Genomic DNA, 21137 nt, shown 5'->3' on the forward strand with positions numbered 1-21137 from the left:
GTGCCCAGGATGAAGACGTCCACCGCTTTCGGGGTCGACATCGGCGGCAGCGGGATCAAGGGCGCGGTCGTCGACCTGGAGAAGGGCGATCTGGCCGCGGAGCGGGTGAAGTACCTGACGCCCGTCCCGTCCACTCCTAAGGCCGTTGCCGAGGTCGTGGCCCGGCTGGTCGAGGAGGCCGGGTGGACCGGTGAGCTGGGCGCGACGTTCCCGGCCGTGATCAGGCACGGGGTGGCCCAGACCGCGGCGAACGTCGACAAGAGCTGGATCGGGACCGACGTCGACAAGGTCTTCACCGACATCACCCACTGCGCCGTGACCGTGCTCAACGACGCCGACGCGGCCGGCATCGCCGAGGCCCGGTTCGGCGCGGCCAAGGGCGTCGGCGGCGTCGTCATCCTGCTCACCTTCGGCACCGGCATCGGCAGCGCGCTCCTGGTCGACGGCCGGCTCGTGCCCAACACCGAACTCGGTCACCTCGAGCTGGACGGCTACGACGCGGAGAAGAGGGCGTCCTCGGCGGCGAAGGACAACGAGGGCCTGTCGTACAAGCAGTGGGCCAAGCGGGTGCAGCGCTACCTCCGGCACGTGGAGGGCCTGTTCAGCCCCGATCTGTTCGTGGTCGGCGGCGGGGTCAGCAAGCACGCCGAGAAGTGGGTGCCGCTGCTCGACATCTCCACCCCGGTGAAGCCGGCCCAGCTGCTCAACAACGCCGGCATCGTCGGCGCCGCGATGGCCGCGCACGAGAAGTTCACCGGGTAGGCCGGCCCAGCCGCTGTCAGCATCCGGCATGTCAGAAACCTGAACGCGTCCGCGGATCAGTGGCTGGGAGACCGTGAGGACGCGGACGCTGCCTTAGGCTCCGGACGTGTGGCGGGAACCGGAACGGGTCGATCGGGCATAAGGGCGCATGTATCGATTCCAAGTTGGCATTGCCGAGGACGACCCGCCTGAGGTCGCGCCGGGCGAAGCCGCCCTGACGGGACCAGCCATCGCCGGCCCCGGTCCGTCTCGACCCGACCGCGCGTCTGCGCCGGAGGTCGATCCGATCCCCGACACTCCTGAGGGCTTCGCCCGCCTGTTCGACCTCTACGCCCGCCGAATCCATCGCTACGTCACACGTCGGCTCGGCACCAGCGAAGCGGACGATCTGGTCGGTCAGACCTTTCTGATCGCCTTCGAGCGCAGACAGCGGTACGCCGCCGCGTCGGTCGGTGCGCTGCCGCTGCTGTACGGGATCGCAACCAACCTGATCCACCGCAAGCGCCGCGACGAGGTCCGCCAGTATCTGGCCTACTCCCGGTCGCAACCGGCGGCCGTCGACCAGCACACCGCCCCCTTCGCCGCTGACGTCGCGGCGCGTGTCGACGCTGCCTCGGCTGCACGGATCCTGACCGGTGTTCTCGCCGGCCTGCGGCAGGCGGAGCGCGACGTACTGCTGCTGTACGCCTGGGAAGACCTCGGGTACGCCGAGATCGCCGAGGCGCTGAATGTGCCGATCGGAACCGTTCGTTCCCGCCTTCACCGAGCCCGTCGAGCCCTCCGCTCCGCGCTCGGTCCCGACTTCGAGGAGAACCTGTCATGACCGAGATCGACCTGCTCAAGCGCGTACGCGACGACGTACCGGAACCCGACCCGCTCGTCCTGGCTCGGGCCCGTCAGCGTCTGCTGACCGCGCCGCCGGTACGCCGTCGCGTGGTCCGGCCGCGGCTTGTTGTCGCGGGTGGCCTTGCGCTGATCCTGGCCGGCGGGTTCCTTGCTGCCGACGTGATGAGCCGCGATGGCAGCTCAGCGGTGCCCGGGGCGACGGCCGATGCCGGCACCTTCCTGGCTGACGCTGCGGCGAAGACCAAGGCCGATCCGGAGGTGTCGATTCCGCCTGGGAAGTTCCGCCAGGTCACGACCGAGAGGACGTTCCTCTACAAGTTCGGTCCGAAGAAGGAGTTCACGGCGACGGAGCACCTGCGGCAGGACAGCTGGGTCACGGCCGATCCGAGCCGCCCGTACACGCTGCGGATCCAGGAGTTGGCCAAGGTGGACTTCGCAACGCCTCAGGACAAGGCCGCGGCGCGCCGGTACGCGCCGTTCCTGCTCGGCCATCCGAAGCCGCGTCTGGGCCGAGCGACCTGCAGGGGCGTCCTCATCGAGCCGGACACCCGAACGGCGCCGTGTACCCCGAGTTGGGAGTTCCCGTCACCGGCGTTTCTCGCCGGCCAACCCCGGGATCCGGAGCCGTTGCTGACTGCGTTGCGCAAGTACACCCCGCCGGTCTTGCCGCGGGACGGTGTTCCTGAGCGGCAACTCGAGCTCGCCCGGGCCGGGGCGATGTCGCCGGACCAGCGGGCGTTCGGTCGCATCGCCTCCGCACTGAACTCGGGCTTCGCGCCGGCGGACCTGCGAGCGGCGCTGTACGAAGCCGCGCGCAAGATCCCCGGAATGCGGCTCACAGACGACGTCGAAACGCTCGACGGCAGACACGGCCGCGCGATCGGCCTCGCCGTCAACGAGGGACAGCGCCTCGACATCATTATCTCTCCGTCGAACGGCCAGAGCATCGGCTCCCGCCTGGTCGACGTCGGCAAGGGGGCGGCGTCGAACGACGTCGTCTACAGCACCGAATCCTTCACAACACGAATCACCCCCACCCAACCCCTCACGAAGTAGCCGTGGGTGTGCCGCCCGCCGTTGAGCTGAGCTGAAGTGACCTTGTTTACAAGGGCTGGGCGACTGTCGAGGTGTGGCGCCATCACGAATGGTCGAGGAGTCGTTTCAGCTCGGCCAGGTTGTCCGCGACCGCGGACTTGATGCGGTTGCGGGCGATGGGTGCCAGCAGGTTCCGTGCGCCCGAAGTGCGAAGCTCGACGGTGTTGGTGAGGGTCGTGCCGTTGCCGGTTGGACGGAGCGTGTAGGTCACCTTCGCGGGGAACGCGTTGAGGGTGCCGTCGATGGTGAGCTTCTCGTTCTGAATCAGCTCGGTGATCTCCAATGTCTCCTCGGCCCGGACGGGAATCGTGCGGGTCTGCAGGTACCGGGTCCCGACGCCGGTCGGGCCAGGGGTGAGCTTTCGGGTTTCGGCGAGGGCGTAGTTCCACTCGGGAAGGTTCTCGAGATTCGCCAGGAAGGCGAAGACCGTGACCGGCGGGCGGTTGACGGTGATCGTGTTGGTGAATCTCATGCGGACCACCGGGAACTCTTGATCAGGCGATCGGCGGCGATCGGGTCGTGGGCAGGCAGGACCACCCCGGTGCGGGGCGGAAGCCACCGGCGAGAAGTGAGCAGCCACCAATACAGCGGCTTCCTCGTGCCGTAGGCGTGTTCGGAATGGATTTCCACGCCGCCGGTGCTGATCACCGACACCGCTCGTACCGGGTCTGCAGTGCCGTTGCCGGCCGGCGATCTGGTCGCTTCCGTGGACATGTGAACTCCTGAGGTGCCGATCGGCCCGACGGGTTCGGGCCGAGGCATCAGTCTTCGTCCGCGGCGGCGGAGTGTCTGTGACTTTTGTCGTGCGCTCGAGTCGCACCGTGCGGAACGCGTTCACAGCGGTCTGCCGCAGGTTCTCGTACAGGCGGCGGTTGAGCTCCTCCGCCAGCGCCCAGGCGACACGGCTGTCGCTCCGCGCGGCAGCCGTCAATGAACTGGGCGTCGATCCGGAACAGTGTGCTGTCCGCCAGCGTCTGTACGCCGACGTCGGCCGGCCCGCCGACGAGGACCGCGTTCCCGAGTACGTCGGGGCGCCGCGCGTACCGGACAGTCACCAGGCTTCCTCCGGCAATCCCCGGAGAAACTGCCGGCCTCTACCCCTTCAGGCCGCCGTTGCTGTGGAGTAGTTGCGCGTTGATCCAGCCGCCCTGTTCGGAGCACAGGAAGCTGACCAGGTCGGCGGTGTCGCGGGGGGTGCCGAGGCGTCCGAGGGGCGTGGCCACGGTTCCCCACCGGACCAGGTCAGGGGTCATCCAGCCGGTGTCGATCGGGCCCGGGTTGATCACGTTGGCGGTCAGTCCCAGGTGGTGGAGTTCCTCTGCGGCGGCCAGCGTGATGCGGTCCAATGCGCCTTTGCTGGCGCCGTACGGCAGGTTGTGCGCCGTGTGGTCGCTGGTCAACGCCACGATGTGGCCGGAGCCGAAGGGCGCGTCGTACTGTTCGGCGAAGGCTTTGATCAGTAGCCAGGTGGCGCGCGCGTTCACGGCGAAGTGCCGATCGAAGCTGTCGACCGTGGTGTCGAGGATGCCGCTGTCGACGCCCTCGCAGTGTGCCATCACCAGCGCTCGCACAGGACCGAGCGCGTCGTTCACCGTGCGGAACAGGCCGGCTGGAGCGAGTGCGTCCTCCAGGTCGGCATCGACCGCCAGTGTCCGCGCGCCGTGACGCTCGAGGACCGCGGTGATCCCGGTCGGGCCGTCGGTGTCGCGGCCCCACGGCATCCGCTCGTCGTACTTCCCGAAGTAGCTGAAGGCGACGTCGTACCCGCTCGCCGCGAGCCCTTCGGCGAGAGTCGCGCCGATCCCGATCCGCCGCCCGACCCCGGTCACCAGGGCCACCGGCCTGCTTGTGCCGTTCATTGCCGCTACCTACCTTCCAGAACAGATTTGACTAGAGCAACGCTTTAGTGAATTCTAACTAAAGTCCCGCTCTAGTGAAAGGGGTTTGTAATGACCGGTCGACGCCGTGAGGCGATCACCCTGCTGCTGATCACCGCCGTCGAGTTGATCGTCTTCCTCGACGCGACCGTGGTGAACATCGCCCTACCGGCGATCGGCACCACACTGCAGCTGAGCGAGTCGCAGCTCGCCTGGGTCAGCAACGCGTATCTGCTGACATTCGGTGGATTCATGCTGGTCGGCGGCCGTGCGACGGACCTGCTCGGACCTCGCCGGATGTTCGTCGCCGGACTCGCCGTCTTCACGATCGCCTCCGCGGCGGCCGGGTTCGCGCCGACGGCCACGCTGCTGATCGCGGGGCGAGCACTGCAGGGGCTGGGAGCTGCCGTCCTGGTGCCGGCTCAGATCGCTCTACTGAAGTCAAGCTTTAGTGACCCCGCGGCACAGCGAAAGGCCTTCGCCGTGTGGAGCGCGATGGGAGCCTCCGGTGCGGCGCTCGGGACGGCGATCGGTGGCCTGGTGACCCAGGGCCTCGGCTGGCCCGCGATCTTCTTGCTCAATCTCCCGGTGGGCGTCGCCGGGCTGATCGTCGCCCGGCCGCTGCTGGCGGCCGACCATCAGGAGGTGCGCGGAGCCACGGCCCGCCTCGACCTCCCCGGTGCGGTGATCGGTACGTCGGCTCTGCTGTTGATCGGCTACGGACTCGGCGAGACGGGTCAGGGCACGGCCGCGTGGGCGACGGTCGCCGTGGGCGCCGCGTTGCTGGCCGGCTTCCTCACCCTCGAGAATCGCGCGCGCCACCCGTTGATGCCGCTGCGACTGTTCAGGGTCCGCGCAGTGACGGGCGCGTCGCTCGTGAACGCACTCGTCGGGGCGGCCCACGTCCCGGCGTTCGTCCTGCTGTCCCTGTACTTCCAGATCGCGCAGGGCTACGAGCCGATCCGCTCCGGACTGGCCGTGATGCCCGTCGCGCTCGCCGGGATCGTGTTCTCCCGCACGGTCCTGCCGAGCATTCTGAAGCGGCTCGGAGCTGCGCGCGTCCTCGCCCTTGGGCTGGCCCTCCAGGCCGTCGCCCTGGCTTGGTACGCGCGGCTGCCGGTCGACGCCGACTTCGTGCGGGACGTCCTTCCGCCCTCGCTGATCTTCGGCGTCGGGCTGCCGGCGGCGTTCGTCGGCGTCACCGTTCCCGCCGTCAGCGCGGTCGAGGCCGCGGATGCGGGGGTCGTCGCCGGAATCGTGAACACCACTCAACGCATCGGGGCCGGCCTCGGCGTCACCGGGCTGTTGCTGATCGCAACTACCTGGACGGAGCGCTCGGCCTCGGCCGACCCGATGGCGGCCTACGTCGATGGCCTTCGGGCCGGTTTCAGCACCGCGGCCGGGCTCGCCGCGGTGGGCGCCGCCCTGACCCTCGTCCTGCTGGCCCGGCGATCAGCGGGCGGGGAAGTGCCCAGCACCCCGGACGTCGCTGCCGATCGTACGGCGACGCGTAGTGAAACAGCGGAGTAGAACAATGACGAAGAGCACTGAAGAGCGGATGAAGCCTCGTGGGCGCCGGACCCGGCGCCGCCCGGCCGGCGCGTTGGCCACGGTCGCCGGAAGCGTCGTACGCCGTCGCTGGCTGACGCTGATGATCACCACGCTGATCGCGGGTGCCGCCGCGGTGCTCGGCGCCGGGACGGAGCATCACCTGTCCGCCGGTGGCTACACCGCCGAGAGCTTCGAGTCGGTCCGTGCCGACGTCGTACTCACCTCCGAGTTCGGAGCGGGCGCACCGAACGTCGTCCTCGTTGCGAGCTCCGCCGCCGGCGTCGACGACGCCGGGGCTGCGGAGGCGGGCCGGCAATTGACGCGGCGCATCGAGCGCAGCTCGGACTCGGTGTCGTACGCGCGGTCGTACTGGACCACGAACGACCCCGGGCTGCGTTCCGCCGACGGCCGGAGCGCGCTGATCGTCGTCAGGCTCCTCGGCGACGAGAACGAGGTGGCGCGACTGGTGCACGACGTAGTGCCTCAGTTCGTCGGCCGGCAGGGGGATCTGGAGGTGCGGGCGACCGGGGCCGGGGTCGTGAACGCGGAGGCCGACCGGCTGAGTGCGGAAGATCTGACGCGGTCGGAGTTGATCGCTGCACCGCTCACCGTTCTCGTGCTGGTGATCGTGTTCAGGTCGCTGATCGGTGCGTTGCTGCCGGTTGTCGTCGGTGCCGTGTCGGTCGCCGGGACGCTCGCTGTCCTGCGCGTGCTCGCGGAGGCGACGCCGGTGTCGATCTTTGCGATGAATCTGACCACCGCGCTCGGCTTCGGGCTCGCCGTCGACTACAGCTTGTTCATCGTCAATCGGTACCGCGAGGAACTGGGCGCGGGCCGGGGCACCGCGGCCGCGATCGTGACGAGTGTGCGAACCGCCGGGCGGACCGTCCTGTTCTCGGCCATGACGGTGACGCTCTCGCTCGCCGCCCTGCTGGTCTTTCCCATCTACTTCCTGCGCTCCCTCGCGTACGCCGGTTTCGTGGTCGTGGCACTGGCGTCGATCACCTCGGTGATCCTGCTTCCCGCACTGCTCGCGGTGGTCGGCCCGCGGATCGACAGGTTCGACGTGACCGCGCTCCTGCGGCGACGACGTGCGGGTTCCGGTGGTCGGCCAGGGCGATTGTCCGCGTTGACCATGCGCCGGCCACTCGTGGTGGCTGTCGCTGTGGTGATCCTGCTGGGCGCGACCGCCGTCCCGTTCCTTCGGGCGGACTTCGGCCTCCTGGATGATCGCGTGCTTCCGCGAGGGGCGTCGGCGCAGGTGGCGGCCGAGGCCGTCCGGACCCAGTTCCCGTCAGCGCAGACCGCGCCGATCGTCGTCGTCCTCGGCGGTGGCGATCGGGTCACGACGACCGCGGTCGCGGACTATGCCCGACGCCTGTCGGTCCTGCCGCATGCCGCCCAGGTCGACTCACCGGCAGGTACGTTCGTGGGTGGTCAGGCCGTGGCCCGATCCCGAACGTCCGCCGGCATGCTTCTCGACAACGGAACGCGCCTGCTGGTCACCGCGGATCTCGACCCGAACTCGCGCGCGGCCGAAACACTGGTGCGTGCCGTCCGTGCGACGCCGGCGCCGTCCGGTGCCCTGGTCGGTGGTGACGCCGCGACTCTGGTGGACACCAAGGACATGCTGACCGACCGCATCGGTTGGGCCGCGGCGGTCATCGCACTCAGCATGATCGTCCTGCTGTTCCTGTTCACCGGCAGCATCGTGATCCCGCTGCAGCAGTTGGTCCTCAATGCGCTGAGTCTGACCGCATCGTTCGGTGCGATGGTCTACGTCTTCCAGGAAGGCCATCTGAAGTGGCTCGTCGGTGACTTCGTCCATACCGGCCGGCTCGAGGTCACCGTGCCGATCCTGATGTTCTGCGTCGCGTTCGGCCTGTCGATGGACTACAGCGTGTTCGTCCTGTCGCGTATTCGTGAGCATTACCTGGACAGTGGGGACACGGCTCGATCCGTTGCCTTCGGTCTCAGGGTCTCCGGGCGGCTGATCACAGCAGCGGCGCTCGTCGTGGCGGTCGCGCTCGGCGCGGTCGCCACGTCGGGTCTGAGTGTGCTGAAGCTGTTGGGGGTCGGGCTCGCGCTGGCTGTCCTGGTGGACGCCACACTCGTCCGCGGCCTGCTGCTGCCGGCCGTCATGAGGTTGTTCGGCCGGCGGAACTGGTGGGCGCCGAACGCCTTGGCGCGGATCCATCGGGCCATCGGTCTGAGGGAGAGCAGGTGACGACGGCGATGCTCTCGCACCGGAGTCAGCGCAACTGGTTCGTCGGCGCCGTTTTCTTGCTGTCGGCGCCGATCTGGTTGGTAGGGGCGTTCGTCGACTCTCCCGAGGATCTGCCGATGGACCTCCCGGTCTCGGCCGCGCAGTTCGTCGTACCGATGATCTGCGCGTTCCTGATCGCCCACTTCACCGGCGAGGCCGATGCGGTGCGCCGCCTGGCGCGGGAGATGATCCGGCTCCCTCGGCGAGGCCGTCGGCGATGGCTGTTCGCCGGGCTCGTCGGCGTTCCGGCGTTGCTCGTGCCGGCCGCTGCCGCGAACTGGCTCGTTGACGGGGCCGCCGGGCCGGCCGGATCCGCTGCGGTGGCGGTCCCGGTCCTGGTCGTGGTTTTCCTGGTGGCCGCCTCGATGGAAGAGATCGGTTGGATGGGATTCCTGTACCCACGCTTCGGCAGCGCTCGCGGCCCGGTGTTCCGCGGTCTCATGATCGGTGCGATCTGGGCTGCATGGCACATCGTCCCGCTCGTGCAGGCCGGCCGGGACTGGTCGTGGATCGCCGCCTGGACGGTGTCGACCGTGGCGGCCCGGGTCCTGATCGTCTGGATCTTCGTCGCCGGTGGACGGCTGGTGATCCTGGCGTCCTGTGCGCATGCCGGCCTCAACGTGGGCGAGTCCGTCTATCCCGAGGTGGAGGCAACCGCGTCGATGATCGCGATCGCGGCTGCCTTGTCGGTGGCCGCGCTGGTCGCCATGTTGCTGCCGCCGGCCCGACGTCCGATCGTTCGGTTCTACCAGAGGTCGGCCGGCAACAGCGAGTGAATCAAGGTGTCCGCAGCCCAGGCCGCCCACTCGTCGGCCGTCCATCCGCGCTCCTGGACGAACAGCAGGAACGTCTCGGGCGCGAGGACCGCCAGCAGGATGTCGGCCGCTCTGCCGGCGTCCAGGTCCTCGCGCAGCCCGGTCTTCGCCATCAGCGCGGCAACGACCGCGGTCTGAACGGTCAAGCGCTGGAAGATGTTGGTTCGCCACAGTTCAGCGGCCTCCGGCTCGGTCGGTGCCGCCGAGCGGATGACATCGAGCAGTGGAGCCACGCGGGTGTGGATGGCGGCTGTCGCCTTCGCGATCTGGCGCAGTTGATCGGCCGGTTCGGCGGCCATCGCCTCAGCGATCCAGGGCCGGTCGAGGGTGGCGATCGGCGCCGTGTCACCTGCGATCTCGACATCGAGGAGTTCCTTGAGAAGCGCACGTTTGGTCGTGAACGTGTAGTACGGCGTCTGTGCCGCCACCCCGGACTCCTTGGCGATGGCCTGCATGCTGGTCCCGGCGTACCCGCGCTCGATGAACAGCTTCCGCGCGGCCGCCAGCATCCGGGCCCGGGTCGCCGCCGCCTTCGCCGCACGCACACCAGGTTTCTGGGCCTTGCCGGACGCCATCCCTGTCGCTCCCTGTCCCTCGATCGCTCACCTGAGGGTAGCGGGGCCGGAAGCGTCCTCCGTACGTGACCGAGGAGTCGCCGGCTGGGGGCTCTATACCCAGCCCGACGTACTCGAACAACTCCAGCGTGTCCGTTGGAGGATCGACTCGAGACACCTCAGGGCTGCTCGACGGGCCGCCTCCCGAGGGACGCCTGAAACCGAAGAAGATAACCGTCTGGGTCGGTGACAAGGAACTGCTCGACGCCGGCCTCGCCATTGCCGGTCCGGTACCACTTGGTTTCCGGTTCCATGAACAGCGGCCAGCCCGCTTCGCGAAGCGACGAGCAGACGGGTCCGACCGCGGCAACGCTGATCTGGAAGTTGATGCCGCGTCCGAGTGGTCGGTCGAGGGGTCCGGTCAGCCAGTTACGCCCGACCCCGATCTGCTCGAGCATCAGATGCGCGCTGCCCTGGGCGATGTACGCGAATCCCTCCTCCGGCCGGTCGTACAGCACTTCGAATCGGCACAACCGGCACCAGAAGTCGAGGCTCGCCGCAACTGATTCCACCAAGAGTTCTGGAACGAGCGCGGGGTCGGGTATGTGATTCACCCGCACATTCTTTCAGCGCCGCACGGCACCCCATTCGGCGTGCCGATACCGGCTGAACGAGTTCAGCCGGTATCGGTGTCTTGGGGCCGTGGCCTGTCCTGGAGACGACCGCTTCGCTGATGACCGTGTCTGCGCGATACAGCTCGCGCGATGCTGTAGACGACCCCGGCGGTGATCAGGAACCCGAAGGTGGTGAATACACCGCCAAGGACCAGCCATCTTGTCGCGCCAAGTTGCGCGCGCTGCGGATGGTCCGGATCGTAGAGCACCTCGACGGTGGTCCCGATTCGTGGCGGCGGATCGCTGCACGTGCGATCGGTGAACTGGACAACCTCCCGACGCTCGGTCACGAAGCGAACCACCGGACAGTATGTCGAACCGCTGTCCTCGCCGGTCCCGCTGCTCTCATGAAGGCCGACGATGGTCCCGTCGGCGTGTGCGGCTGTCTCCCCGAACCGATGCTGGTTCCACAGGTAGAACGAGCCCCCGACAGCCAACCCGAGGCCCAAAACCAGACAGGCGATCTTCCCCCAGTGCGCCCCAAGTACCCTCCTGAGACCGCGCATGCTGTACCCACCACCGCCACAAATCGGGCGCGGCATCTACAGACGCCCACCGCCCGAACCCCCTCGATCTACCCCAACGGTACCGCTTCACGGCTCTGCTCCGTGACTGCTCCGTGGAGTGCTGACGGAGAGCGGTCATCGACGGGTACCGATGATCGATCTCTGCCGGAGTGGAGAATCAGGCGGGCGATGCGCCGCTAGTACTCGCCGTAGATCTGGACCTTGGTCCCGATCGGGGTCTCGGTGAAGATGTGGTGGATCTCGGGGCGGAGGACGCGGACGCAGCGGTGGCTGGCGGGGTAGGGCTTGACGAGGGAGTTGGCGCGGGAGCCGTGCAGGGCGATGCCGGGGCGGTCCTTGAGGAAGTACAGCGAGTCGTACATGTACGCGTCCTCGTACAGGCTGCTCTCGTGGGCGCCGGCCCACTTGCGCCAGACCTTGCCGGTGCGGTTCGGGGTCTCGTACCCGGGGCCGCCGGTGGAGATCCAGACGATCCGCTTGTAGGTCTTCCCAACGATCTGGTACAGGATCTGGCAGGTCTTGTTGACGTAGATGCCGGGCTCGCGGGTCGGCGCCGGGCGACTCGTTGCGTTGAGCACCGAGTATGCGTCGTTCAGCGTCAGGCCGGCGCGGCTGACCGGCAGGCCGTGCGTCTCGCGCCACGCGCACAGCGCCTGCTTGGCGCGGACTGTGATGTCACCGTCGATGTCGCCGACCGGGTAGCCGAGCTTGTCCAGCTGCCGCTCCACGCGCAGCGCGTAGTACGCCGGCTTCTGCTTCACCCTGGGCTTCGGCTTCGCGGTCGGCTTGACCGTCGGCTTCGCGGTCGCCGTCGGTGTCGGCGCCGGGGTGCTGCTGGTGGCGGGGGATTGCGTCGGGGAAGGCGTCGACTCGCTCGCGGCCACGTCCGAACAGCCGGCGAGTACGAACGAACACAGCACGGCACCGGCAACGAGACCACGTCGACGTGACACGGATTCCCCTCTCCCTCAGCATTTTCAGAGTCGCAGAGCCACGCCGAGTAGGCGTGCAACGACCCGCCGAGACTAATGCGCGAGAGGGTTCAAACCACCGTCCGTCACCGAACCGTTGCCGAGCTCCGGCGCCGGGTCGTCGCGCAACCTGCTGTACAGGTAGCCGTCCCGGTACCGGCCGGCGCGGAACTCGCAGCCGCGGATCACGCCTTCGAGCCGGAAACCCGCCTTTTCCAGCGATTTCTGCTCGGCGAGGTTCTCCGGATGCGTCGCCGCCTGAATCCGGTACGCCGGCGTGTGCTCGAACAGGTACGCCGTCAGCATCGCCTGCGCCCGCCAACCGATCCCACGTCCGCGGTGTTCCGGCAGCAGCGCGATCCCGATCTCCCAGTAGTTCGTGACACTGTCGAACGACCCCGAGCGCCACGACACGATCCCGGCCGTCGTGTCCCCGGTCCGAACCATCAGCCGGGAATCCTCAACGCCGAGGAATCCGTCCTCGGCGAACCGCCGAACGGGCGCCTGCGCATCCCGGAACCCGCCCCAGTCGAGCCCGATCAGCCCAGGCTCCACCGCGAACCGCTGCAACAGCGGCACATCCTCCGCACGCACCGGCGCCAGCACTACATCCATGTCTGCCCCGGTGGGGTTCTACAGACCCAGGTCGCGGAGGAACTCAGGCTTGTAGGCCTGCATCACCACGTAGCGCGGGTCCGGGACCTCCATGTTCGCGTTCTTCGCGGCGTCCTCGGTGGCGTCGTGCGGGCCGACCGGGACGCTCGGGTCGGCCCAGTCCTGCTCCTCGGCGTTCCACCGGGTGATCGTGTAGTGCGCCTCGAGGCGGTCGTCGGCCACCAGCTCCTTGGCGGTGCGCTCAGCCTCCTGCGCGTCCTCGAGCGTGTGCGTGTACATCAGCATCCGGTTCCCGTCCCGGGTCACCGTCACCGGACTCCCGAGCCGCTTCTGCGCATCGTCGTCGAGATCGATCGCCCGCAACCGCTCCCAGAACGTCAACCCGTGCTCGTCGTTCCCGAGCACGACCTCAACCCGAAACTCCTCATCCGCCATGCCCACACCCTACCGAGGCCGGGGCCGCATCCTGCGCGGCGGCTGCCTGAGATGTGGGACAGGTGAATCGATTTCTTTCGATCGACTACAGTTCTTAGTCATGGAGCTGAGGCACTTGGAACACTTCGTGGCGGTGGCCGAGGAGAAGCACTTCACGCGGGCCGCCGAGGCGATGTCGATCTCCCAGTCGGGTCTGTCCGCCTCGATCCGCGCGCTCGAGCGTGAGCTGCGCGCCTCGCTGTTTGTGCGCAACACCCGGAGCGTGGAGCTCACCGAGGCGGGCCGGGCGCTCCTGTGCGAAGGCCGCCGTACGCTCGCCGCCGCCGAGGCCGCGAAAGACGCGGTCGCCGCGGTCCAGGGCCTGCTGCGCGGTCACCTCACCGTCGGGCTGGAGCAGTGCCTCGGGGTGGTCGACGTACCGGCGTTGCTCGCCAAGTTCCGCTCCGCGTACCCAGGGGTCGAGATCGAGGTCCGCCAGGGCGGCTCCACCCCGATGCTGGACGAACTCGCCTCCGGCCGGCTCGACGTCGCCTTCGTCGCGACCGCCGGCGACCCGGTCGACGGGCTCGACCTGCGACCGCTGTCGCGGGAGTCGATGGTGCTCGTCTGCGCCCCCGACCACCGGCTGGCGAACGCGTCCGGCGTGACGCTCGACGATCTGGCGGGGGAGTCGTTCGTCGACTTCGACCGGACCTGGGGCGCCCGCGCGATCTCCGACCGCGCGTTCGCCGACGCCGGGGTCGCGCACCCGGTCACCATCGAGGTCAACGACGTGCACACCCTCCTCGCGCTCGTCGCCCACAACCTCGGCGTGGCACTCGTCCCGGAACGGATCGCCGCCAAACGCGGTGATCACGTCACCGTCGCCCTCGCCCCCGGCGCTGCGTCGCACTGGCAGGTCTCGGTCGCCGTACCGACCGGAACCGCCGCCTCCCTCGCCGCCGACGCCCTGCTTGGCATGCTTCCGACGACGGCGGTCCACGCTTAGAGGAGCGTGCCGCCCACCGGTGTCAGGCGGGCGAGCACCGCGTCGATGCGCGTCAGCGTGTCCGGATGCAGCGTGATGTCCGCGGCCGCCAAATTCTCGACGATGTGCGCCGGCGTACGGCTGCCAGGAATCGGTACGACCGCCGGATCCTGGTGCAGCAGCCACGCGAGAGCAAGCTGACTGCGGGTGATGCCGAGGTCGGTGGCGAGCGCCTGCAGCGCCTCGTACGATGCGTTGTTCGCCTGCAGACTCGCGGCGTCGAAGCGCGGCGCGTTGTTCCGGAAGTCGTCCTTGTCCAGCGCCTGCACGGTGCCGGTCAGGAAGCCGGCTCCGAGCGGGCTCCACGGTACGACGCCGACGCCGAGCTCGCGCGCCACGTCGAGCAGCTCCGGGTCGATCGGCCGCCACATCGACCACTCGGTCTGTACGGCGGCGATCGGGTGTACGTCGTACGCGCGCCGCAGCTCCTGCGGGGTCACGTTGCACACGCCGAGGTGTCGTACCTTGCCGTCGGCAACGAGCTCGGCCATCGCGCCGACGCTGTCCTCGATCGGCACCTGCGGATCCGGGAAGTGCAGGTAGTACAGGTCGATCGCGTCCACGCCGAGGTTGCGCAGGCTGTTCTCGGCGTACTGCTGCACGTACTTCGGCTCCGCGTTGACCAGCAGCTGCTCGAATGCGAACCCGACGTCTTTTGGATGCGGCTCCGCGCCGTCGCTGAGGCGCAGTCCGAACTTCGTCGCGACGGTGACCTCGTCGCGCCTTCGACGGATCGCCCGGCCGACCAGTTTCTCGTTGTGCCCGTCGTCGCCGTACGCGTCGCTGGTGTCGATGAACGTCCCGCCGGCGTCGATCGCTGCGGTCAGCGCGGTGAGCGCCCGGTCGTCGTCGATCGCGCCGTACATGCCGGGGGAGAGCACCATCGCGCCGAAGCCGATCGCCGGCACGTCGAGCCCGCCGAGGTTGCGTGTGTTCGTCATGCGCCCAGCATCGATCGGCCGGTGCCGGTTGCACCAAGACCTGTTGGTATAACCGTTGGTTATGGACGCGCACCTGCGGGAACTCCGGTACTTCGTGGCCGCCGCCGAGGAGTCGACCGTGACCGCCGCGGCGGCGCGCCTGTTCGTCTCCCAGCCCGCGCTGTCCAAGCAGCTCCGCGCCCTCGAGCGGCGGCTCGGCTTCGACCTCTTCTCCCGTCAGCCGCGCGGCCTGGAGCTGACGTCGCAGGGGAGTGCGCTACTCCCGGTCGCGCGGGACGTGCTCGCAGCCTGGGACCGCGGGTACGCCGACGCACGCGCCGCGGCCCATCCACAGCAACTGGTCGTCGGCATGCAGACTGCTGTCGGGCGAGACCTGCAACGCCCGGCCGTCGCACGCTTCCGTTCGATGCTTCCGGGGTGGACGGTTTCGCTCCGCCTGGTCGGCTGGGACGACCCGACCGCCGGGCTCGGCGACGGCACCAGCGATGTGGCGTTCGTCTGGCTCCCGGTCGCCGGCGATTTCGCGACCCGCGTCCTGATCACCGAACCTCGCTGGGTCGCGCTGCCCGATCAGCACCCGCTGGCCGACCGGTCCGAGATCCCGTTCTCATTACTCCTGGATGAGCCGTTCGTCGCCCTCCCCGCGGCGGCCGGCCCGCTCCGCGACTTCTGGCTCGCCGTCGACGAGCGACCACGCCCACCGGTGGTAGCGGCCGAGGCCACGGCCGCCGACGAGGTCCTCGAACTCGTCACCGCCGGCGTCGGCGTAGCCCTCCTCGCCGTCGGCAACGCCAGCCTCTACCAACGCCCCGGCCTGACCTGCCGCCCCGTCCCCGACCTCCCACCGGCCCAACTCGCCGTCGCCTGGCGCTCCGACGACACCCGCGACGCCGTACGTGTGTTCCTCGCGGCGCTCGGAGCGTGAACACACAACAGGGACCTTGAACATCACCTGAGATGTCCAAGGTCCCCGGGAAGTGTCCTACCAGGCGTAGTCCTCTGGGGCGGTCTTGTAGCCGGGGAAGATCTCGTCGAGGCGGGTGAGAGTCTTCTCGTCGAGCTTGATGTCGACCGCGCGTACGGCGGACTCCAGCTGCTCCATCGTCCGCGGCCCGACGATCGGCCCGGTCACGCCGGGCTGGTGCAGCAGCCACGCGAGCCCAAGGTCACCCGGCTCGTGTCCGAGCTCGTCCGCGAGCGCCTCGTACTGCTCGATCTGCGGCCGGAGCTTCTCGAGCGTCTCCTTGGCGCGCCCTTCGAGGCGCCGTACACCCTCGTTCTCCTTCCGGATCACACCACCCAGCAGCCCACCGTGCAGCGGCGACCACGGGATCACACCCAGCCCGTACGCCTGCGCCGCCGGCAGCACCTCACGCTCGATGTCCCGCTGCGCCAGGTTGTAGAGCGACTGCTCACTGACCAGCCCGACATAGTCACGCCGCTTGGCAGCCTCCTGGGCCTGCGCGATGTGCCACCCCGCGAAGTTGCTCGACCCGGCGTACAGGATCTTGCCCTGCTGCACGGCGACCTCCATCGCCTGCCAGATCTCCTCCCACGGCGTGTTCCGGTCGATGTGGTGGAACTGGTACAGATCGATGTAGTCCGTCTGCAGCCGCGTCAGACTGGCGTCCAGCGCCCGCCGAATGTTGAGCGCCGACAACCGCCCTTCGTTCGGCCACCCATCGCCCATGTCCCCGTACACCTTGGTGGCCAGCACCGTCTTGTCCCGGTTCTTGGCATCCTTGGCGAACCACTCCCCGATGATCTCCTCGGTCCGCCCCGGGTAGATCGCCCGCCCGTACCCATTGGCCGTATCGAAGAAGTTGATCCCCTTGTCATGCGCCGCATCCATGATCGCGTGCGCATCCCCCACCTCGGTCAGAGGCCCAAAGTTCATCGTCCCCAAGACGATCCGACTAACCGACAGACCTGTCCGTCCAAGCTGAGTGAAGTCCATGGCTTCCACCCTCCCTCCGCCCCGCCCAGACTTCCAACAGAAGAATCTGCACAGTCCGATCACCCCACGTTCTGAGTCGGCTCTGGATCGACCCACCCGGTGCTACGCGCGGCACCTGCGTCGCCGTGCTATGTGCGCTGAACACTGCGTAATGCTCAGCTCGCCTTGAACTGGTCGTAGCGGAAGGCGAGGGCTTCGGGGTTGGGGCGTTCTGGTTTGCGGCGGGGAACGGTGATTGTGCTGCCGTGCATCTGTTGCAGGCCGTACGTGAGCATCGGGCCGTCGCGCTCCGCGAGCAGGTCTCGATTGATCTCAACCACGTTGTCTGGGCGGATGCCCATCAGGTTCTGGTCGTACGCGGCGTGGTGGATCTTGCAGAGGCTGAGACCGTTGGTGACGTGCGGGACGCCGTCCGCATGCGAGTCAGGCAGGATGTGCGCGGCGTCGAGTAGCTCGCCATGGTGCAGGTGGCAGACAGCGCAGCGGGTTTCGTAGGCGCGGATCACGGACGCGCGAAACACCGGCTGGTGCAGTCGCCTGCGGGTGACCTGTTCGGCATACTGCTTCACTTGCTCCTTCAGGTTCTGCGGGTTGGGGATGAAGCGCAGCGATTCGTCCAACGCGATCAAGAAGAGGCGGGCGGCGGGGTCGTCGGCGACGGCGTAGACAGGGAAGATCGGCACGAACACGCCTGCTTCCAGCCAACGGAGCAGGATCATCGGCAAGCTGGGCTCGATGGCTGCTCGGAGCTTTCGGTTGTCGCCTTCAGCGGAATCTCTTTGGTACGCGTACACGTAGTAGCCATGATCAACCTGCCGGTCGTCGTACTGCCCATCCGGTTTACTGAGGATCGACAGTGTCGCGCGGAAGTCACGGGGATTTCGGATTCCGCGACCTTGATCGATCAGGGGCAGGCGCTCCCCGTCGATCTCGAAGTTGGCGAGTTGGACGCGAGTGACAGTTCCGCCTGACTGATCGCAGAGATGGGCGAGGCGTTCGAGGATTCGCTCGCGCAGCGCGAGTTCGTCGGACAGGCTGAGGTGCGGCAACTGCGTTTGCCTCCAGGCGGTGGGTTATGCCACGACCGACGCGGCTTGGAACATTTCGACGGGCATCGGATAGTCGAGTTGCCAGGTGATAGCGATCGGACGGTCGCCGGTATGCGAGGTGTACGTGGCTGGGCCGAGGAAGAGATACGGCGCCGTGCCGAGCTCGGTGAGCTTGTGTTCGCGGGCGAAGATCAGGATCTTCGTGTCCTGGTCGCGGTGATTGAGGTATCGCTGGCCCACCTTTGAGGTGACCGACGTATTGCTTTGAGTCTCCCAGTGGAAAAGTGTCGGGCTGATCGCGTAGTCGCGGTACATCGTGGTGGGGGAGTAGTCCGCTTCGGATTTGACCAGGGTGACGAGGAAGGCGTCGGAATTCCGCTCCTCTGAGTACAAGACACCCGACTGGAACGTGCTCGGGCGGCGCTCGAAGGTGGCGTAATCGAGCGCCGCCAGAATCTCCTCGCGCTGATAGCGGGCATGTACCCGGAGCGCGAGGTCGCCGAGTCGGCCTCTGAGTGGTAGCGCGCGATGGCGGGCGTGATCCTGAGCGAAGTCGGTCACCTCGATCAGTTCGTCGCGGGCAGCGCGCTCCTGACGAAGAGCGTGAAAGCCTTGCTCATACGACGTGAATCCGCCGCCGTTCGGCCACAGCGAGAAGAAGAGCATGCGGGCGAACGTGCGGTGCATGGGTGCGAGTTCGTCGTACGCCGGCCCGTCGTCCTGCAACAGTCGTCGATAGACCTGAGCGCGCTCTGGATCGTCGACGTGGGCAAGCGCTCGAACCCGACGGAGCAGGGCGGTCTCCTGCGTCGATCCAGCACGCGTAGGCAGGCCCGCGTCGCGCCGAAGCGATGTCCAGCTCCGACCCGAGCGGAGTACGTCGCTGAGCTCGACTCCCGACTCTCGCACGAAGCCCCCGAGGTCTTGGTCACCCTGCGCCTTGAGCTCTCGGATCATGTCCTGCCAACGACCTGCGACTTGACCCTTTAGGTTGGAGAGGACGACCTCCTGCGCGACCTTGTCAAGCACGATCTGGCAACCAGAAGGCAGGGCCGGGAACCCCTGCTTGACTTGATCTTCCAGCCCTTTCCGGGTCTTGCCGGTGAGGGCCCTGAACCTGAGATCGAACCGGAACTCCTTGCGCTGGTGCCCGACGAAGTCGAGGGCGGTCAACACCGGCTTACCATCGGCGTGACGCAGTCCGCGACCCAACTGCTGAAGGAAGACCGTCGGGCTCTCTGTCGGTCGAAGGAGGAGCACGGTGTCGACCTCTGGAAGGTCGAGCCCTTCGTTGAACAGGTCGGCGGCAAACAGTGCATTCACGCGGCGATCCTTCAGATCGCGCAACGCCTGGTCACGCACGACCGTCGATGTCTCGCCGGAGACGGCTCTTGCCGGGATTCCTGCTGCGCTGAAGGTATCCGCCATGTACTCGGCATGGGCAATGGAGACACAGAACCCGAGCGCTCGCATGGCGCCGACGTTGGGGAGCTTGTCCCGAACCTCGCGGAGGACGATGGCTGATCGTCGGTCGTTTCCGGTGTACAGCTTTTCGAGCTCCCGCTCGTCGTACCGGCCGCGCTTCCATTGCAGATCGTCAAGCCGAGTGTCATCCGCGATCCCGAAGTAATGGAACGGGCAGAGCAGATCGGCTGAAAGCGCATCCCAGAGGCGAAGTTCGACGGCGGTTCTCCCGTCGAAGAAGCTCAATAGATCGAAGCCATCGGTGCGTTCGGGAGTCGCGGTTAACCCGAGTAGTTCGCGCGGCTGCAGATGATTGAGAAGCCGGCGATAGGTCGGTGCCGCGGCATGGTGAAACTCGTCGACGACCACGATCTCAAATGCGTCCGCTGGCATCGATGCGACGTCGTACGCCGTTAACGCCTGCACCGAGGCGAACACGTGCCGCCAGCGCTCGGGACGAGCGCCGGAGTGGTACTCCTCTCCGAAGTTGGCGTCGGCGAGGACCTCGCGGTACGTGCGCAGAGACTGCTGCAGGATCTCGCGTCGATGGGCAACAAAGAGAAGCGATGGCGCAGGTTCACCGCGCTGCAGGGCAGCGTCGCGGAGGCGTCGATAGTCGAGGGCCGCGATGACGGTCTTGCCGGTGCCGGTCGCCGCGACGACAAGGTTGCGATGCCGGTCGTGGACCTCACGCTCGACCTCGATCTCCTCCAGCATCTCCGCTTGATACGGCCGCGGGCGTACTTCAAGCCCGGCCAGCGAGATCGTGACTCGATTGGACGAGGTGCGGCCACTGGCTTCAGCCAAGGCGTCGTCGAGTCGATCACGGTCGCGCTCAGGGTGATACGACTCGAACGTGGAGTCATTCCAGTAGGTGTCGAACGTCGCCGCGAACTTGTTCAGCAAGCCCGGCGTCGCGATCCGGGAGAGACGGACGTTCCATTCGACACCATCGAGTAGCGCCGCTCGTGAGAGGTTCGACGAGCCGACGTACGCCGTTTCGTAGCCGGTCTCGCGGCGGAACAGCCAGGCCTTCGCGTGGAGCCGCGTACGGAGTACGTCGTACTGGATCTTGACCTCGGCGCCGAAGTCGTTCACCAGTTTGTCGAGGGCAGTGCGATCCGTCGCGCCCAGGTAGGTGGTGGTGATGACGCGGAACGGAGCTCCTCGGAGCCGGAGTCGCGCGAGTTCGGGTTCCAGCAGTCGAAGGCCGTACCACTTCACGAACGCGCAGACGAGATCCACCTGATCGGAGGTGTCGATCTCGGCGCGAAGCTCAGGCCCAAGCGATGGCTCGCCCGGTGAGTTCGTCAGTAGCGCCGCCTCCGACAGCGGAGTACCCGGGCGGGAGGAGCCGTAGGTTGTCGTCCCAGGACGCGCGGAGGGATACAACGCATGCAGTTGACGAGGCGGTTCGGCGGGGAGTAGATCGCCGTGCTCGGCCAGGCGCTGCAGTAGGTCGTTGACCAGAGCAACACGCTTGCCTTCGTCGCGGGTGCTACCTAGCACACGACGGACGGCATCCCCGACGTGTCGTGCTAGGACTTCCGGCTGGTCGGCGTCGTCGACGTCGTGTAGGACTGGCGCCTCGCCGTCGAACTGCCTGATCGCCTCGAGCAGGCTGTTCGTCACCAGTTCGTCGTAGATGCCTGGCTTCATTCCCCTATCACCCCTCGCCGAGGAGCTTGCCAGATCGCGGCGACAGTTATGG

Annotated in this window: 21 protein-coding genes; 8 read left to right on the forward strand and 13 right to left on the reverse strand. The window is 67.6% G+C overall.

Annotated elements, in window-relative coordinates:
• The first annotated feature begins 9 nt into the window (after positions 1-9).
• From ppgK to AB0I12_RS00195, 3 genes are all read left to right on the forward strand, one after another.
• The gene (gene ppgK, locus AB0I12_RS00185) at positions 10-762 is read left to right on the forward strand and encodes a polyphosphate--glucose phosphotransferase (protein ID WP_359922291.1); all 753 of its coding nucleotides are present in this window, start codon (positions 10-12) and stop codon (positions 760-762) included.
• 148 nt (positions 763-910) lie between these two features.
• Positions 911-1585, forward strand: coding sequence for an RNA polymerase sigma factor (locus AB0I12_RS00190; RefSeq protein WP_359922293.1), 675 nt, complete (start codon positions 911-913; stop codon positions 1583-1585).
• Complete coding sequence (locus AB0I12_RS00195; protein ID WP_359922296.1) at positions 1582-2664, forward strand: CU044_5270 family protein; 1083 nt, start codon at positions 1582-1584, stop codon at positions 2662-2664. Before AB0I12_RS00190 ends, AB0I12_RS00195 begins: the two co-directional genes overlap by 4 nt.
• 82 nt (positions 2665-2746) lie before the next feature.
• On the opposite strand, the gene AB0I12_RS00200 is transcribed toward AB0I12_RS00195, so the two are convergent.
• From AB0I12_RS00200 to AB0I12_RS00210, 3 genes are all read right to left on the reverse strand, one after another.
• Positions 2747-3175, reverse strand: a complete 429-nt coding sequence (locus AB0I12_RS00200; protein ID WP_359922299.1) for an SRPBCC family protein — start codon at positions 3173-3175, stop codon at positions 2747-2749.
• Positions 3172-3417, reverse strand: a complete 246-nt coding sequence (locus AB0I12_RS00205) for a hypothetical protein (protein WP_359922302.1) — start codon at positions 3415-3417, stop codon at positions 3172-3174. Before AB0I12_RS00205 ends, AB0I12_RS00200 begins: the two co-directional genes overlap by 4 nt.
• Positions 3418-3797: 380 nt before the next feature.
• Positions 3798-4562: an SDR family oxidoreductase gene (locus AB0I12_RS00210; protein ID WP_359922305.1), complete on the reverse strand. Its 765-nt coding sequence runs from the start codon at positions 4560-4562 to the stop codon at positions 3798-3800.
• 90 nt (positions 4563-4652) lie between these two features.
• Here AB0I12_RS00210 and AB0I12_RS00215 point away from each other — a divergent pair, with 90 nt between their 5' ends.
• The 3 genes from AB0I12_RS00215 to AB0I12_RS00225 are packed head-to-tail and all read left to right on the forward strand — an operon-like array spanning position 4653 to position 9173.
• On the forward strand, positions 4653-6110 hold the full coding sequence (locus AB0I12_RS00215) for an MFS transporter (protein ID WP_359922308.1): 1458 nt from the start codon (positions 4653-4655) through the stop codon (positions 6108-6110).
• Positions 6111-6114: 4 nt separating this feature from the next.
• Entirely contained in the window at positions 6115-8358 is a 2244-nt protein-coding gene (locus AB0I12_RS00220; RefSeq protein ID WP_359922310.1) for an MMPL family transporter, read from the forward strand.
• Positions 8355-9173, forward strand: a complete 819-nt coding sequence (locus tag AB0I12_RS00225; RefSeq protein WP_359922313.1) for a CPBP family intramembrane glutamic endopeptidase — start codon at positions 8355-8357, stop codon at positions 9171-9173. The genes AB0I12_RS00220 and AB0I12_RS00225 overlap by 4 nt, the downstream gene beginning before the upstream one ends.
• Here the strand turns inward: AB0I12_RS00225 and AB0I12_RS00230 are convergent.
• The 6 genes from AB0I12_RS00230 to AB0I12_RS00255 form a co-directional block, all read right to left on the reverse strand.
• A complete protein-coding gene (locus AB0I12_RS00230; RefSeq protein ID WP_359922316.1) occupies positions 9143-9787 on the reverse strand; it encodes a helix-turn-helix domain-containing protein in 645 nt (214 codons plus the stop codon). The genes AB0I12_RS00225 and AB0I12_RS00230 overlap by 31 nt on opposite strands.
• A gap of 158 nt (positions 9788-9945) precedes the next feature.
• The gene (locus tag AB0I12_RS00235; RefSeq protein ID WP_359922319.1) at positions 9946-10380 is read right to left on the reverse strand and encodes a VOC family protein; all 435 of its coding nucleotides are present in this window, start codon (positions 10378-10380) and stop codon (positions 9946-9948) included.
• A gap of 62 nt (positions 10381-10442) precedes the next feature.
• Positions 10443-10946 (reverse strand): DUF3592 domain-containing protein, encoded by a 504-nt coding sequence (locus AB0I12_RS00240; RefSeq protein ID WP_359922322.1) that lies wholly within the window; start codon positions 10944-10946, stop codon positions 10443-10445.
• 197 nt (positions 10947-11143) lie between these two features.
• Complete coding sequence (locus AB0I12_RS00245; RefSeq protein WP_359922324.1) at positions 11144-11920, reverse strand: L,D-transpeptidase; 777 nt, start codon at positions 11918-11920, stop codon at positions 11144-11146.
• 72 nt (positions 11921-11992) lie between these two features.
• Entirely contained in the window at positions 11993-12553 is a 561-nt protein-coding gene (locus AB0I12_RS00250; protein WP_359922326.1) for a GNAT family protein, read from the reverse strand.
• Positions 12554-12571: 18 nt separating this feature from the next.
• The gene (locus tag AB0I12_RS00255; protein ID WP_359922328.1) at positions 12572-12988 is read right to left on the reverse strand and encodes a hypothetical protein; all 417 of its coding nucleotides are present in this window, start codon (positions 12986-12988) and stop codon (positions 12572-12574) included.
• Between the two features lie 100 nt (positions 12989-13088).
• Here AB0I12_RS00255 and AB0I12_RS00260 point away from each other — a divergent pair, with 100 nt between their 5' ends.
• Positions 13089-13976: a LysR family transcriptional regulator gene (locus tag AB0I12_RS00260; protein ID WP_359922330.1), complete on the forward strand. Its 888-nt coding sequence runs from the start codon at positions 13089-13091 to the stop codon at positions 13974-13976.
• On the opposite strand, the gene AB0I12_RS00265 is transcribed toward AB0I12_RS00260, so the two are convergent.
• Complete coding sequence (locus AB0I12_RS00265; protein ID WP_359922333.1) at positions 13973-14956, reverse strand: aldo/keto reductase; 984 nt, start codon at positions 14954-14956, stop codon at positions 13973-13975. The two genes, AB0I12_RS00260 and AB0I12_RS00265, sit on opposite strands and share 4 nt — an antisense overlap.
• Before the next feature lie 61 nt (positions 14957-15017).
• Here AB0I12_RS00265 and AB0I12_RS00270 point away from each other — a divergent pair, with 61 nt between their 5' ends.
• Positions 15018-15881 carry a LysR family transcriptional regulator gene (locus AB0I12_RS00270; RefSeq protein ID WP_359922336.1) on the forward strand — a complete coding sequence of 288 codons (864 nt, stop codon included), beginning with the start codon at positions 15018-15020 and terminating at the stop codon, positions 15879-15881.
• A gap of 57 nt (positions 15882-15938) precedes the next feature.
• Here the strand turns inward: AB0I12_RS00270 and AB0I12_RS00275 are convergent, their stop codons facing one another.
• The 3 genes from AB0I12_RS00275 to AB0I12_RS00285 all read right to left on the reverse strand — a co-directional run bounded on the left by AB0I12_RS00275 (position 15939) and on the right by AB0I12_RS00285 (position 21085).
• A complete protein-coding gene (locus AB0I12_RS00275; protein ID WP_359922339.1) occupies positions 15939-16913 on the reverse strand; it encodes an aldo/keto reductase in 975 nt (324 codons plus the stop codon).
• Positions 16914-17068: 155 nt separating this feature from the next.
• Positions 17069-17962, reverse strand: coding sequence for an HNH endonuclease (locus AB0I12_RS00280; RefSeq protein ID WP_359922342.1), 894 nt, complete (start codon positions 17960-17962; stop codon positions 17069-17071).
• Positions 17963-17986: 24 nt separating this feature from the next.
• Positions 17987-21085: a DUF3427 domain-containing protein gene (locus AB0I12_RS00285; RefSeq protein WP_359922345.1), complete on the reverse strand. Its 3099-nt coding sequence runs from the start codon at positions 21083-21085 to the stop codon at positions 17987-17989.
• Positions 21086-21137: the final 52 nt, after the last annotated feature.

Origin of the sequence: Kribbella sp. NPDC050459 (genome assembly GCF_040655315.1) — a bacterium.
In the GTDB taxonomy this organism is placed as follows: domain Bacteria; phylum Actinomycetota; class Actinomycetes; order Propionibacteriales; family Kribbellaceae; genus Kribbella.

Bases quoted from the DNA above. Each gene is read 5' to 3' on its own strand.
- ppgK (WP_359922291.1), top strand. From the start codon at position 10: ATGAAGACGTCCACCGCTTTCGGGGTCGACATCGGCGGCAGCGGGATC.
- AB0I12_RS00190 (WP_359922293.1), top strand. From the start codon at position 911: ATGTATCGATTCCAAGTTGGCATTGCCGAGGACGACCCGCCTGAGGTC.
- AB0I12_RS00195 (WP_359922296.1), top strand. From the start codon at position 1,582: ATGACCGAGATCGACCTGCTCAAGCGCGTACGCGACGACGTACCGGAA.
- AB0I12_RS00200 (WP_359922299.1), bottom strand. From the start codon at position 3,175: ATGAGATTCACCAACACGATCACCGTCAACCGCCCGCCGGTCACGGTC.
- AB0I12_RS00205 (WP_359922302.1), bottom strand. From the start codon at position 3,417: ATGTCCACGGAAGCGACCAGATCGCCGGCCGGCAACGGCACTGCAGAC.
- AB0I12_RS00210 (WP_359922305.1), bottom strand. From the start codon at position 4,562: ATGAACGGCACAAGCAGGCCGGTGGCCCTGGTGACCGGGGTCGGGCGG.
- AB0I12_RS00215 (WP_359922308.1), top strand. From the start codon at position 4,653: ATGACCGGTCGACGCCGTGAGGCGATCACCCTGCTGCTGATCACCGCC.
- AB0I12_RS00220 (WP_359922310.1), top strand. From the start codon at position 6,115: ATGACGAAGAGCACTGAAGAGCGGATGAAGCCTCGTGGGCGCCGGACC.
- AB0I12_RS00230 (WP_359922316.1), bottom strand. From the start codon at position 9,787: ATGGCGTCCGGCAAGGCCCAGAAACCTGGTGTGCGTGCGGCGAAGGCG.
- AB0I12_RS00240 (WP_359922322.1), bottom strand. From the start codon at position 10,946: ATGCGCGGTCTCAGGAGGGTACTTGGGGCGCACTGGGGGAAGATCGCC.
- AB0I12_RS00250 (WP_359922326.1), bottom strand. From the start codon at position 12,553: ATGGATGTAGTGCTGGCGCCGGTGCGTGCGGAGGATGTGCCGCTGTTG.
- AB0I12_RS00255 (WP_359922328.1), bottom strand. From the start codon at position 12,988: ATGGCGGATGAGGAGTTTCGGGTTGAGGTCGTGCTCGGGAACGACGAG.
- AB0I12_RS00260 (WP_359922330.1), top strand. From the start codon at position 13,089: ATGGAGCTGAGGCACTTGGAACACTTCGTGGCGGTGGCCGAGGAGAAG.
- AB0I12_RS00265 (WP_359922333.1), bottom strand. From the start codon at position 14,956: ATGACGAACACACGCAACCTCGGCGGGCTCGACGTGCCGGCGATCGGC.
- AB0I12_RS00270 (WP_359922336.1), top strand. From the start codon at position 15,018: ATGGACGCGCACCTGCGGGAACTCCGGTACTTCGTGGCCGCCGCCGAG.
- AB0I12_RS00275 (WP_359922339.1), bottom strand. From the start codon at position 16,913: ATGGACTTCACTCAGCTTGGACGGACAGGTCTGTCGGTTAGTCGGATC.
- AB0I12_RS00285 (WP_359922345.1), bottom strand. From the start codon at position 21,085: ATGAAGCCAGGCATCTACGACGAACTGGTGACGAACAGCCTGCTCGAG.